Below are 13,346 nucleotides of genomic sequence, written 5' to 3' on the forward strand. Positions count from 1 at the left end.
GGTCCGAGCCGACCGAGGTGGCGGTGGCTGCCGCCCGGGCGGCCGCCCCGCGCGGAGCGGAGGTGGAGGTGGAGCGCGTGGGTGACCTCTGGCGGGTCGGCGTCGCGGCGCCCGCGCCGGGTCCCGACCGGCTGCCGGTACGGATCGGGGCGCTGGCGGTGGCCCTGGCGGAGGACAGCGTGGGGCCGCCGCCGTGAGCCGGGACCGGGGTTCCGCGACGGTGTGGGCCACGGTGGCCGTCACGATCCTGGGCGCCGTGTTCGGGGGTGTGCTGCTCCTCGGCCAGGCGGTCGCGGCCCGCCACCGCGCGGGTGCGGCGGCCGACCTCGCCGCCCTCGCGGCGGCCGCGAGCTGGTCCCACGGCCCCGTCGCTGCCTGCGCCGCGGCGGTCAGGGTGGCCGGGGCCCAGGGCGCGAGGGTGACGGCGTGCCGGGTCGAGGGGGAGGTCGCCGAGATCACGGCTCGCGTCGAAGCGGGCCCCTTCGCCCCGACCCTGCACTCCAGGGCCGGCCCGCCGTTGCCTTCGGTGGGAGGGGGTGAAGGTCGTGGGGACGTCGTTGCCTTCGGTGGGAGGGGGTGAAGGTCGTGGGGACGTCGTTGCCTTCGGCGGGAGGGGGTGAAGGCCGTGGAGACGCCGTGGCCTTAGGCGGGAGGGGAGCGGGTGAGGGGTGGGGCGGGCTTTTCGGGGGGAGCGAGGGGCGATTTTCGGCCATCTCGGTGGTGGGGGCGAAGGCGTCTCGTGTTCGGGCTGTGGGGTGTTGTTCGTCATGGTTCAGGAGGGTTTGTGTCGCGGCTCATGGGGAGCGGCGCCGTGGGCCCTGGGGGCGGTTTGCGGGGCTTCGGCCGGTGCTCCGGTCCTGCGGGGCCGTCGGCGCCCGCGGGGGCCGTGGTGGGGCCCCTGAGTCCCGGCCTGCCGGAACCAGGGTGTGGGGGCGGCCGGGGCATCGGTGGGTCCGGCCGCCCCCACGTCCTGACCCGGGCGGGCCGACACCCTCACGCCGGTGGAGTGGGGGCGAGGAGGTGGGTGAGGAGGCGGATGGCGCCGCGTTTGTGGAGGGGGTCGTTGCCGTTGCCGCACTTGGGGGACTGGATGCAGGAGGGGCAGCCCGCCTCGCACTCGCAGGCGGCGATGGCGTCCCGGGTGGCCGTCAGCCAGGCCCGCGCCGTGTGGAAGGCCCGCTCGGCGAATCCGGCGCCGCCCGGGTGGCCGTCGTACACGAACACCGTGGGCAGCAGGGTGTCGGGATGCAGCGGTACGGAGACGCCGCCGATGTCCCAGCGGTCGCAGGTCGCGAACAGCGGGAGCAGGCCGATGGAGGCGTGTTCGGCGGCGTGCAGGGCGCCGCCGAGGATCTCCGGGTTGATCCGGGCCTCGTCGAGCTGGTCCTCGGTGACCGTCCACCACACGGCCCGTGTGCGCAGGGTGCGCGGCGGCAGGTCCAGCTTGGCCTCGCCGAGCACCTCGCCGGTGATCAGCTTGCGGCGCAGGTAGGAGACCACCTGGTTGGTGACCTCCACGGATCCGAAGCACAGCCGGGCCGCGCCCCACGGGATCTCGGTCTCGGTCTCCAGGATCGAGATGGAGGTGGTGTCGCGGGCCGTGGTCGAGAACGGCGGGGTCGCTTCCTCGACGAGGGCCACCGAATCCTCCAGGTCGAGGCGTTTGACCAGGTAGGTGCGGCCCTGGTGGAGGTGGACGGCCCCGTCGTGGACGGCGGTGTGCGAGGCGGACTCGTCGACCGTGCCCAGCAGCCGTCCGGTGGCGGCCTCCACGATCTGCACGGGCCGGCCGCCGCCGCCCCGGATGTCGGTCAGGTCCGAGGCGCGCTCGCGGCGGGTCCAGTGCCAGGCCGTAGCCCGGCGCCGCAGCAGCTTCGCCGCCTCCAGCTGGGGCAGGAGGCCGTGCGCGGCCGGGCCGAAGAGGTCCAGGTCCGCTTCGGTCAGCGGCAGCTCGGCGGCCGCCGCGCACAGGTGCGGGGCCAGGACGTACGGGTTGTCGGGGTCGAGGACGGTGGCTTCCACGGGCTGCCGGAAGAGCGCCTCGGGGTGGTGGACCAGGTAGGTGTCCAGCGGGTCGTCGCGGGCGATCAGGATGGCCAGGGCGCCCTGCCCGGACCGTCCGGCGCGGCCCGCCTGCTGCCACAGGGAGGCCCGGGTGCCGGGGTAGCCGGTGATCAGGACGGCGTCGAGGCCCGACACGTCCACGCCCAGCTCCAGCGCGGTGGTCGCGGCCAGGCCCAGCAGTTCGCCGGAGTGCAGGGCCCGCTCCAGGGCGCGGCGTTCCTCGGGCAGGTAGCCGCCCCGGTAGGCGGCGACACGCCGGGGCAGGGAGCGGTCCACCTCGGCGAGTCTCTCCTGGGCGATCACGGCGATCAGCTCGGCCCCGCGCCGGGAGCGGACGAAGGCCACCGTGCGGACCCCCTGGACGACCAGGTCGGTCAGCAGGTCGGCGGTCTCGGCGGTGGCGGTGCGGCGTACGGGGGCGCCCTTCTCGCCCTTGAGGTCGGTCAGCGGCGGCTCCCACAGGGCGAAGACGACCTCGCCGCGCGGGGAGGCGTCGTCCGAGACCTCGGTGACGGGTACGCCGGTCAGCCTGGACGCGGCCGCCGCCGGGTCGCTCGCGGTGGCGGAGGCCAGCAGGAAGACCGGCTCGGAGCCGTAGCGGGCGCACAGCCGCCGCAGCCGGCGCAGGACCTGGGCGACGTGGGACCCGAAGACCCCCCGATAGGTGTGGCACTCGTCGATGACGACGTAGCGCAGGGCCTTCAGGAACGACGACCAGCGCGGGTGGGCGGGCAGGATCCCCCGGTGCAACATGTCCGGGTTGGTCAGTACGTAATTGGCGTACTGGCGCACCCACTCCCGTTCCTCGAACGGGGTGTCGCCGTCGTACACGGCGGGTCGGACGGCGTTTCCCAGCGGCGCGGCCAGTTCCCGCACGGCGCGCCGCTGGTCGGCGGCCAGAGCCTTGGTGGGGGCCAGGTAGAGGGCCGTCGCACCCCGGCCGTTCGGCGCCTCGGAGCCGTCCGCGAGGGCGGAGAGCACGGGGGCGAGGTAGGCCAGCGACTTGCCCGAGGCGGTCCCGGTGGCGACGACCACCGACTCGCCGTCGAGGGCGAGCTCGACGGCGGCCGCCTGGTGTTCCCACGGATGGTCGATGCCGGCGGCCGAAATCGCGGCTACGACATCCGTTCGGATGCGATCGGGCCAGACCGCATGACGACCCGCCCGAGGGGGCAAGTGCTCCGTATGAGTGATGCGCGCAGCTCGGGAAGACCCCCGTGACAACCGGTCCAGGACCGTGTCGGGAGTGGGTCGTGCGTCCGTGGGCGCCGTGGGCCGACCGGGGCGGTGAGTGTTGGCCATTGGAACCGAGTGTGTCACTGGCGTGCGGGACAATGGTCCCAAGGCGTCGTGCGCGCCTGCCGGTAAGTGATTGAATGCCATCGCGGCAGCCGATCCCTCCCCTACCTTCGGATGGGGAGGCCCCTGGGGGGCGCCGCTCGATAGCAAGGTGCTGGAGGATCCGTGGACCTGTCCCTGTCGACTCGCACTGTCGGCGACCGCACGGTCGTAGAGGTCGGTGGCGAGATTGATGTGTATACCGCGCCCAAGCTGCGCGAGCAGTTGGTGGAGTTGGTGAACGACGGCAGCTACCACTTGGTTGTCGACATGGAGCGAGTGGACTTCCTCGACTCCACCGGCCTCGGTGTGCTCGTGGGAGGCCTCAAGCGCGTCCGCGCGCACGAGGGCTCGCTGCGTCTGGTCTGCAACCAGGAGCGCATCCTGAAGATCTTCCGCATCACCGGTCTGACCAAGGTGTTCCCGATCCACACCACGGTGGAAGACGCCGTCGCAGCCACCGACTGACGTGCTCCTGGCGGCTGCCGCCGGAAACGGCGCAGGCGCCGACTAGGAGCGGGGGTACCGGGCCATGGGCGGTCCGGGCCCCTGTCAAGTCACGCCCGTAGTCCGAGGGGGACGCACATGGCCACCGTTGAACTGCGCTTCAGCGCCCAGCCCGAACACGTCCGGACGGCCCGCCTCGTCGCGGCCGCGGTGGCGCGCCGGGCAGGGGTGGAGGAAGCCGTCCTCGACGAGGTCCGCCTCGCCGTGGGCGAAGCGTGTTCGCGTGCCGTCGGACTGCACCGGAGCAACGGGCTGACCGCGCCCGTCCGGGTGGTGCTGACCGAGGAGGAGAAGTCGTTCTCCATCGAGGTTGGCGACGAGGTGCCCGGGCCGGCCGGTGGTTCCATCGAGTCCGTTCCCGGCATCGCGGCCGTCCTGGACCCGGACATCGACGGGGAGGACGAGATGGGCCTCGCCGTGATCAGCGGGCTCGTCGACGACGTCTCCGTGTCCGCGGACGAGTCCGGCGGAACGATTCGGATGAGCTGGCCCGTCTCCGGCTCCGCCCAGGTTTCGTAGCGTCAGGCCGCCGCCGCCGCCGCAGCAGCATTCCGCGGCCGCCGCCGCGGTCTCTCACCGTGGCCGCTGCTCCCGCCGTTGCCCTCGTTCGGCGCGGCCGGTGGAGCCGGACGGTGTGAGAGGCGTGCCCCCGTCGCGCCCGTCGCGCCCCGAGGGGCCGGTGGATCGAGCCGGACGCGGATCCGTTCGACAGGAGCCGTGGGGAGTCCCGCGCGCGCCGCGCCCGCTTCCGCGTACGCCCCGGCGTCGGCCCGGAGCACCGCCGCGCCGGCGCGGATCGTATCGTCCGATCTTTATCGAGGCCCTGTTGAGCAGGGCCTTTTGCATTTCTCCGAAAAACCCTCTAGATCGTTGATCAGTCGTCAATGCCTTTGCCCCATTACTTCTTTCGAGGGTAATGGAGTGACGCGATCCATTGATGAGGAGCAACTGCGGGCCAATTCCGTTTCACGCGCACTGTTTTGATCAGGTCGCGCTCCCTACAATCCGTCCACATCTTGAGCTCATCACGTCAAGGAGGACGAATGACGGGGCTCTTCACCCCTATCGCGCCGGATCGCGCACATGATCTGGCAGCCGCAGTACTCACCGATGACAATCGGCTCATCGTCATCGTCATCGCCGTCGTCGCGTTGGCCGCGCTCGTCGTCGCGCAGATCCTGACCCGCCAGGTCCTCGCCGCGGACGAGGGCACCGACAGCATGAAGAAGATCGCCGCAGCCGTTCAGGAAGGCGCCAACGCCTACCTCGGACGCCAGTTGCGCACCCTCGGCGTCTTCGCCGTGGTCGTCTTCTTCCTGCTCTTCCTGCTTCCGGCCGACGACTGGTCGCAGCGTGGAGGCCGCTCCGGTTTCTTCCTCGTCGGCGCGCTCTTCTCGGCCGCCACCGGCTACATCGGCATGCGCCTCGCGGTGCGCGCCAACGTCCGCGTCGCGGCCGCCGCCCGGGAGGCCACCCCCGCCGAGGGCGAACCCGCCAAGGACCTCACCGAGGTGGCCCACAAGGCCATGAAGATCGCCTTCCGCACCGGTGGCGTGGTGGGCATGTTCACCGTCGGCCTCGGCCTGCTCGGCGCCTCCTGCGTCGTCCTGGTCTACGCGGCCGACGCGCCCAAGGTCCTGGAGGGGTTCGGCCTGGGCGCCGCGCTGATCGCCATGTTCATGCGCGTCGGCGGCGGCATCTTCACCAAGGCCGCCGACGTCGGCGCCGACCTGGTCGGCAAGGTCGAGCAGGGCATTCCGGAGGACGATCCGCGCAATGCCGCGACCATCGCCGACAACGTGGGCGACAACGTCGGTGACTGCGCGGGGATGGCCGCCGACCTGTTCGAGTCGTACGCCGTCACCCTGGTGGCCGCGCTCATCCTGGGCAAGGCGGCCTTCGGCGACCTCGGGCTCGCCTTCCCGCTGATCGTGCCCGCCATCGGTGTCGTCACCGCCATGATCGGCATCTTCGCGGTGGCGCCGCGCCGGTCCGACCGCAGTGGCATGACCGCCATCAACCGCGGCTTCTTCATCTCCGCGGTGATCTCCCTGGTGCTCGTCGGGATCGCCGTCTACGCGTACCTGCCGGCCACGTACAAGGAGCTCGTCGGGGTCGAGGACGCCGCCATCGCGAACCACCCCGGTGACCCGCGGGTCCTGGCGATCGTCGCCGTCGCGATCGGCATCGTGCTCGCCGCCCTGATCCAGCAGCTGACCGGCTACTTCACCGAGACCAACCGGCGCCCCGTCCGGGACATCGGCAAGTCCTCCCTGACCGGCGCGGCCACCGTCATCCTCGCCGGCATCTCCGTCGGCCTGGAATCCGCCGTGTACACGGCGCTGCTGATCGGCCTCGGCGTGTACGGGGCCTTCCTGCTCGGCGGTACGTCGATCATGCTGGCGCTCTTCGCCGTGGCGCTGGCCGGCACGGGGCTGCTGACCACCGTCGGCGTCATCGTCGCGATGGACACCTTCGGTCCGGTCTCGGACAACGCGCAGGGCATCGCGGAGATGTCCGGCGACGTCGAGGGAGCGGGCGCGCAGGTCCTCACCGACCTGGACGCCGTCGGCAACACCACCAAGGCCATCACCAAGGGCATCGCCATCGCCACCGCCGTCCTCGCGGCGGCCGCGCTGTTCGGCTCGTACAACGACGCGATCGCCGGCGCCGTCAAGGAGGTCGGGGCGAAGGCCGGGGAGATGAACCTCAGCCTCGACATCGCCCAACCGAACAACCTCGTCGGTCTGATCCTGGGCGCGGCCGTGGTGTTCCTCTTCTCCGGCCTGGCCATCAACGCGGTGTCCCGCTCGGCCGGCGCCGTCGTCTACGAGGTGCGCCGTCAGTTCCGCGAGCACCCGGGGATCATGGACTACACGGAGAAGCCCGAGTACGGCCGCGTCGTGGACATCTGCACCAAGGACGCCCTGCGCGAGCTCGCCACGCCCGGGCTGCTCGCCGTCCTCACCCCGATCGCGGTGGGCTTCTCCCTGGGCGTCGGCGCGCTCGGTTCCTTCCTCGCGGGCGCCATCGGCACCGGCACGCTGATGGCCGTCTTCCTCGCCAACTCCGGTGGTGCGTGGGACAACGCGAAGAAGCTCGTCGAGGACGGCCACCACGGGGGCAAGGGCAGCGAGTCCCACGCCGCCGTCGTCATCGGCGACACGGTCGGCGACCCGTTCAAGGACACCGCCGGACCGGCCATCAACCCGCTGCTCAAGGTGATGAACCTGGTGGCGCTGCTGATCGCCCCCGCCGTCGTCCAGTTCAGCTACGGCGACGACACCAGCCCGACCGTACGGGCCGTCGTGGCGACCCTCGCCATCGGTGTGATCATCGGCGCGGTGTACGTCTCCAAGCGCCGGGGCATCGCCGTCGGCGACGAGGGCGAGGACGAGGACCCACAGGCCGAGCGGGTGGCCCAGTCCCCCGGTCCGGCGGTGGTTTCCTGACGTTCGGACCACCGGCTCCCGCTCCGGAGTCCTGGCCTCCGGAATTTTGACCTCCGCGGGCGACCGGCTCAAGGATGCGCCCGAACGGCGGACGGGCGACGCGTAGCGACGCGTCGTCTGTCCGCCTTTGTGCGTCCCCGGAGGGTGGGCGTGTATCTTCCGGGCCGAGAGCCTTCGAAGGGACCAATCCGGTGAACAAGAAGTTTGCGGCCGCGGTGTCCGGCGGTGCGGTACTGATGCTCGTCCTGTCCGGCTGCGGCGGCGACGGGAAAGACGACAGCAAGCAGAAGGCCGACGCCTGGGCGAAGAAGGTCTGTGACAAGTGGGAGCCCGAGCTCACCAAGATCAAGACCACCAATGACGAGTTGAAGCGGGTGGCCACGCAGAGCAACAAGCCCGAGGAGGTCCAGCAGACCGACTCGGCGGCCTTCCAGTCGCTGTCCGACGCCTACAAGTCCATGGGCGGTGCGCTGACCGCGGCCGGCGAAGCGCCGGTCAAGGACGGCAAGGCGGCCCAGGACTCCGTGGTGAAGAGCTACGACCAGATCTCCAAGAGCTACATCGAACTGAAGACGAAGATCGACGCGCTCGACGCGAAGGACCAGAGCAAGTTCGCGGAAGGTCTCCAGCAGGTGGCCGGCGGTCTGACCGAGGTCGCGGCCAACGAGACGGCGAGCAAGCAGAAGCTGGAGTCCACCGGGCTCAAGGTGATCTACGGTCAGAAGGGCTGCCAGGTCACCACGCCCGCGACGGGCTGATCGCGGCGCGTCCGTCCCCCCGCCGCCCCCCGCGCGCGCCGATCGGCGCCCGGGGCGGCCGGAGTTCCCGCGTGGACCCGGCCGCCCTGCCGTGCGTCGGGGGTCGTTCGGTTTGCCGGCCCCAGCGGCCACAATGGACGCGTGAGTACCACCAGCCTTCCCTCGCCCGACAGCGCCGCCGAACTCCGCGCCGCCCTGCTCGCCGCCGGTTTCACCGCCGACGGGCTGCTCGACCTGCTCGGGGCCCCCGCCTACGCGGCGTTGGCCCGCAGTGAGACGGTGCCCGCCCTGCGGGCCACGCGCGGCGCCGGCGACACCCCACTCGCGAGCCTGGTCCGGCTCTTCCTCCTCCAGGGGGCCGTGCCGTACGTGCACGCCGCGGCCGCGCTGCCCGTCGAGGCCGCCCTCGCCGACGGCTGGTTGCGGCGCGAGGGGGACGAGGTGCACGCCACCGTCGACGTACGCCCGTACGGAGGCCCGGAGGGCGAGGACTGGTTCATCGTCTCGGACCTCGGCTGCGCCGTCGGCGGGGCCGGTGGGATCGGCAGTCGGGAGGAGGGCGTGGTCCTCGGCGTGGGCGGGGCGTCCACCACGCTGGCCGGAATCACCGTGCGGTTCCCCGTCGGCTCCGCCCTCGACCTCGGCACCGGATCCGGTATCCAGGCGCTGCACGCCGCCCAGCACGCGACCCGGGTCACCGCCACCGACGTCAACCCGCGCGCGCTGGAGTTCACCCGTTTGACGCTGGCTCTCTCCGGGGCGCCGGAGGCGGAACTGCTCGCGGGGTCGCTCTTCGAGCCCGTCGGGGACGCCACGTACGACCTCATCGTGTCGAACCCGCCGTTCGTGATCTCCCCCGGCGCCCGGCTGACCTACCGCGACGGCGGCATGAGCGGCGACGACCTGTGCCGGACGCTGGTCCAGGAGGCGGGCGCGCACCTGAACCCGGGCGGGTACGCCCAGTTCCTCGGCAATTGGCAGCACGTGGACGGTGAGGACTGGCACGACCGGCTCCGCTCGTGGGTGCCGCGCGGCTGCGACGCCTGGATCGTGCAGCGTGACGTGCAGGACGTGACGCAGTACGCGGAGCTGTGGCTCCGCGACGCGGGCGACCACCGCACCGACCCGGCCGAGTACACCCGCCGGTACGAGGACTGGCTGGACGAGTTCGAGGCGAGCGGGACCAAGGCCGTCGGATTCGGCTGGATCACCCTGCGCCGCACCGACGCGACGGAGCCCTCGATCGTGGTCGAGGAGTGGCCGCACTCGGTCGAGCAGCCGCTCGGCGAGGCCGTACTGGCCCACTTCGCCCGGCAGGACTACCTGCGCGAACACGACGACGCGGCGCTGCTGGCCGGGTATTTCCGGTTGACCGCCGAGGTGGTCCAGGAGCAGGTCGGCGCGCCCGGGGCGGAGGACCCGGAGCACGTGGTGCTGCGGCAGAACCGCGGGATGCGGCGGGCCACCAAGGTCGACACGGTCGGGGCGGGCTTCGCCGGAGTGTGTGACGGCTCACTCAGCGCGGGGCGGATCCTCGACGCGATCGCCCAGCTGATGGAAGAGGATCCGGTCGTCCTGCGGGACCGGACCCCGGAGGCCATTCGGCTGCTGGTGGAGCAGGGCTTCCTGGAGCCCCTGCCGGGCGGCAACCCCTCCTAGGGCCCGTCGTCAAGGCCTGTCGTCGGCCTCCCGAGGTCCTCGGAAGTCCTTCCCGTACCCGTGATGTAACCCGGGGTTCGCCCGCCGTATCCCCACGGCCGGCAGGCTCCGGGGCAGCGGGATCCGGGGGGATCCCCGAGCGGCCCAGGGGTAAAGGGGAACGGCATGGAACGCGGTCCGGCGATCTTCGCGGCAGCCGTGTTCCTGCTGTTCGGAGCCGCTCTGCTGGTCTGGACGGGGGCGCGCGCCCTGCACCGCGCGCCGGTGGCCGAAGGCGTGCGCCCCGTCCTGGCCGTACCGCTGGCCGTCCTGGCCGGCGCGGGCTCCCTGGCCCTCGGGGTTTGGTGTCTCCAGCGCTTCTGAGGCGGGCCCGGCGATGATCTCCGTACGGGGGTGAAACCCGACGTCGAGACGGGTGTGGAGGCGGGGCCAGACGGCTCTGCGGCCACTCCGGCCGGTGACCGGAAGGGGCCCGGCGCGGCATCCGGGCGGCAGAAACCGCACTTGTCGGGTTACCGTTCGAGTGGCCGTTGCGGGCTTGTGCCGTTTGACACGGGGGCGGGTTGTACCGTCACACTCCGCAGCGTCGCCGTACTGCGACCGAGTGCCGACCGGAGAGAAGAGCCAAGTTGTCCCCGACTAGCGAGACCGCAAAGGGCGGCCGCCGACTCGTCATCGTCGAGTCCCCTGCCAAGGCGAAGACGATCAAGGGCTACCTCGGCCCGGGATACGTCGTCGAGGCGAGCGTCGGGCACATTCGCGACCTCCCCAGCGGCGCGGCCGAGGTTCCCGACAAGTACACCGGTGAGGTGCGCCGCCTCGGTGTGGACGTCGAACACGACTTCCAGCCGATCTACGTCGTCAACGCGGACAAGAAGGCGCAGGTCCGCAAGCTCAAGGACCTGCTGGCCGAGTCCGACGAACTCTTCCTCGCCACCGATGAGGACCGCGAGGGCGAAGCCATCGCGTGGCACCTGCAAGAGGTGCTCAAGCCCAAGGTCCCCGTCCACCGGATGGTCTTCCACGAGATCACCAAGGACGCGATCCGCGACGCCGTCGCCAACCCGCGCGAGCTCAACCAGCGCATGGTCGACGCCCAGGAGACCCGCCGCATCCTCGACCGCCTCTACGGCTACGAGGTCTCGCCGGTCCTGTGGAAGAAGGTCATGCCGAAGCTGTCGGCGGGCCGCGTCCAGTCCGTCGCCACGCGCATGGTCGTCGAGAAGGAACGCGAGCGCATCGCCTTCCGCTCCGCGGAGTACTGGGACCTGACCGGTACCTTCGCCACCGGCCGCGCCGGTGACGCCTCCGACCCCTCCACGCTGGTCGCCCGCCTGAACACGGTCGACGGCAAGCGCGTCGCCCAGGGCCGCGACTTCGGCTCGACCGGGCAGCTCAAGAGCGAGGTCCTGCACCTCGACGAGGCGAACGCCCGGGCGCTCGCCGCCGCGCTGGAGCAGACGTCGTTCGCGGTGCGGTCGGTCGACTCCAAGCCCTACCGCCGCTCCCCGTACGCCCCCTTCCGCACGACGACGCTCCAGCAGGAGGCCTCGCGCAAGCTGGGCTTCGGTGCGAAGGCGACCATGCAGGTGGCCCAGAAGCTGTACGAGAACGGCTTCATCACCTACATGCGTACGGACTCCACGACGCTCTCGGACACGGCGGTGAACGCGGCCCGGGCGCAGGTGACCCAGTTGTACGGGGCCGACTACCTGCCGGAGAAGCCGCGCGTCTACGCCGGCAAGGTCAAGAACGCGCAGGAGGCGCACGAGGCGATCCGACCCTCGGGTGATCGTTTCCGCACCCCGGCCGAGACCGGTCTGAGCGGCGACCAGTTCCGCCTGTACGAGCTCATCTGGAAGCGGACCGTCGCCTCCCAGATGAAGGACGCGACCGGCAACTCGGTGACCGTGAAGATCGGCGGCGCCGCGTCGGACGGCCGGGACGCCGAGTTCAGCGCCTCCGGCAAGACGATCACCTTCCACGGCTTCATGAAGGCCTACGTCGAAGGCGCCGACGACCCGAACGCCGAGCTCGACGACCGTGAGAAGCGGCTGCCGCAGGTCGCCGAGGGCGACGCGCTGTCGGCCGAGGAGATCACCGTCGACGGCCACTCGACCAAGCCGCCGGCCCGCTACACCGAGGCCTCGCTGGTCAAGGAGCTCGAAGAGCGGGAGATCGGCCGACCGTCGACGTACGCGTCGATCATCGGCACGATCCTCGACCGCGGCTACGTCTTCAAGAAGGGCACGGCCCTCGTGCCGTCCTTCCTGTCGTTCGCCGTGGTGAACCTCCTGGAGACGCACTTCGGGCGGCTCGTCGACTACGACTTCACCGCGAAGATGGAGGACGACCTCGACCGCATCGCGCGCGGCGAGGCCCAGTCCGTGCCGTGGCTCAAGCGCTTCTACTTCGGTTCCGAGGACGCCTCCGAGGTCGTCCCCGCCAACGGAGACCACCTCGGTGGCCTGAAGGAGCTGGTCACGGACCTGGGCGCGATCGACGCCCGGGAGATCTCCTCCTTCCCCGTCGGCGACGACATCGTGCTGCGCGTCGGCCGCTACGGGCCGTACGTGGAGCGCGGCGAGAAGGACGCCGAGGGCCACCAGCGGGCCGACGTGCCCGACGACATGGCTCCCGACGAGCTGACGGTCGAGTACGCGGAGGAACTGTTCGCGAAGCCGAGCGGTGAATTCGAACTCGGCGCCGACCCGGTGAGCGGGAACCAGATCGTCGCGAAGGACGGTCGCTACGGGCCGTACGTCACCGAGATCCTCCCCGAGGGCACCCCGAAGACGGGCAAGAACGCGGTGAAGCCGCGGACGGCCTCCCTCTTCCAGTCGATGTCCCTGGACACCGTCACCCTCGACGACGCGCTCAAGCTGATGTCGCTGCCGCGCGTGGTCGGCGTGGACGCGGAGGGCGTCGAGATCACCGCCCAGAACGGCCGCTACGGCCCGTACCTGAAGAAGGGCACGGACTCGCGGTCCCTGGAGACCGAGGACCAGCTCTTCGCGATCACCCTCGACGAGGCCCTCGCCATCTACGCGCAGCCCAAGCAGCGCGGGCGGGCCGCGGCCAAGCCCCCGCTCAAGGAGCTCGGCACCGACCCGGTCAGCGAGAAGCCGGTCGTCGTCAAGGACGGCCGCTTCGGTCCGTACGTGACGGACGGCGAGACCAACGCGACGCTGCGCCGCGACGACGACGTCGAGACGATCACGCCCGAGCGGGGCTACGAGCTGCTCGCGGAGAAGCGGGCCAAGGGTCCGGCGAAGAAGACCGCGAAGAAGGCCCCCGCCAAGAAGGCGACGGCCAAGAAGGCCCCGGCGAAGAAGGCGACGGCCACCAAGACCGCCGCCGCCAAGAAGACGACGGCGGCCAAGAAGACGACCACCGCCACGAAGACGGCCGCGGCGAAGAAGACGACGGCCAAGAAGACGGCGGCCGTTCCGGCGTCGGAGGCGTAGCGGCCGACAGGTCGATCCGTTCGTTCCTCCCGAGGGCCCCGCGCGATCCGCGCGGGGCCCTCGGGCGTGCCGCACCCGGGCGCGGCACGAGTGGGTGCGGG

General features: G+C 71.4%; 10 protein-coding genes. 9 read left to right on the forward strand and 1 reads right to left on the reverse strand.

What is annotated here, in order from left to right:
- Nucleotides 1-197 (forward strand): TadE family type IV pilus minor pilin (locus tag NOD94_RS19720; protein WP_281207305.1); only part of this gene is annotated, 197 nt, incomplete at its 5' end.
- Complete coding sequence (locus NOD94_RS19725; RefSeq protein ID WP_281207306.1) at nucleotides 194-580, forward strand: Rv3654c family TadE-like protein; 387 nt, start codon at nucleotides 194-196, stop codon at nucleotides 578-580. The genes NOD94_RS19720 and NOD94_RS19725, both read left to right, overlap by 4 nt.
- 413 nt (nucleotides 581-993) lie before the next feature.
- On the opposite strand, the gene NOD94_RS19730 is transcribed toward NOD94_RS19725, so the two are convergent.
- A complete protein-coding gene (locus tag NOD94_RS19730; RefSeq protein WP_281207307.1) occupies nucleotides 994-3,447 on the reverse strand; it encodes a DEAD/DEAH box helicase in 2,454 nt (817 codons plus the stop codon).
- Nucleotides 3,448-3,528: 81 nt separating this feature from the next.
- Between NOD94_RS19730 and bldG the strand changes: the two genes are divergently transcribed.
- The 7 genes from bldG (at nucleotide 3,529) to topA (ending at nucleotide 13,245) form a co-directional block, all read left to right on the forward strand.
- Nucleotides 3,529-3,870, forward strand: coding sequence for an anti-sigma factor antagonist BldG (gene bldG / locus NOD94_RS19735; RefSeq protein WP_030152678.1), 342 nt, complete (start codon nucleotides 3,529-3,531; stop codon nucleotides 3,868-3,870).
- Nucleotides 3,871-3,987: 117 nt separating this feature from the next.
- Nucleotides 3,988-4,428 carry an ATP-binding protein gene (locus tag NOD94_RS19740; RefSeq protein WP_281207308.1) on the forward strand — a complete coding sequence of 147 codons (441 nt, stop codon included), beginning with the start codon at nucleotides 3,988-3,990 and terminating at the stop codon, nucleotides 4,426-4,428.
- Nucleotides 4,429-4,952: 524 nt separating this feature from the next.
- On the forward strand, nucleotides 4,953-7,361 hold the full coding sequence (locus NOD94_RS19745) for a sodium-translocating pyrophosphatase (protein ID WP_281207309.1): 2,409 nt from the start codon (nucleotides 4,953-4,955) through the stop codon (nucleotides 7,359-7,361).
- A 191-nt stretch (nucleotides 7,362-7,552) separates the two neighbouring features.
- Complete coding sequence (locus tag NOD94_RS19750) at nucleotides 7,553-8,119, forward strand: small secreted protein (RefSeq protein ID WP_281207310.1); 567 nt, start codon at nucleotides 7,553-7,555, stop codon at nucleotides 8,117-8,119.
- 141 nt (nucleotides 8,120-8,260) lie between these two features.
- Nucleotides 8,261-9,778 (forward strand): methyltransferase, encoded by a 1,518-nt coding sequence (locus tag NOD94_RS19755; RefSeq protein WP_281207311.1) that lies wholly within the window; start codon nucleotides 8,261-8,263, stop codon nucleotides 9,776-9,778.
- Nucleotides 9,779-9,943: 165 nt separating this feature from the next.
- Nucleotides 9,944-10,141: a hypothetical protein gene (locus NOD94_RS19760; protein ID WP_281207312.1), complete on the forward strand. Its 198-nt coding sequence runs from the start codon at nucleotides 9,944-9,946 to the stop codon at nucleotides 10,139-10,141.
- 266 nt (nucleotides 10,142-10,407) lie between these two features.
- A complete protein-coding gene (topA, locus tag NOD94_RS19765) occupies nucleotides 10,408-13,245 on the forward strand; it encodes a type I DNA topoisomerase (protein WP_281207313.1) in 2,838 nt (945 codons plus the stop codon).
- Nucleotides 13,246-13,346: the final 101 nt, after the last annotated feature.

It is taken from the genome of Streptomyces sp. Isolate_45 (assembly GCF_024721315.2).
Taxonomy (GTDB): Bacteria; Actinomycetota; Actinomycetes; order Streptomycetales; family Streptomycetaceae; genus Streptomyces.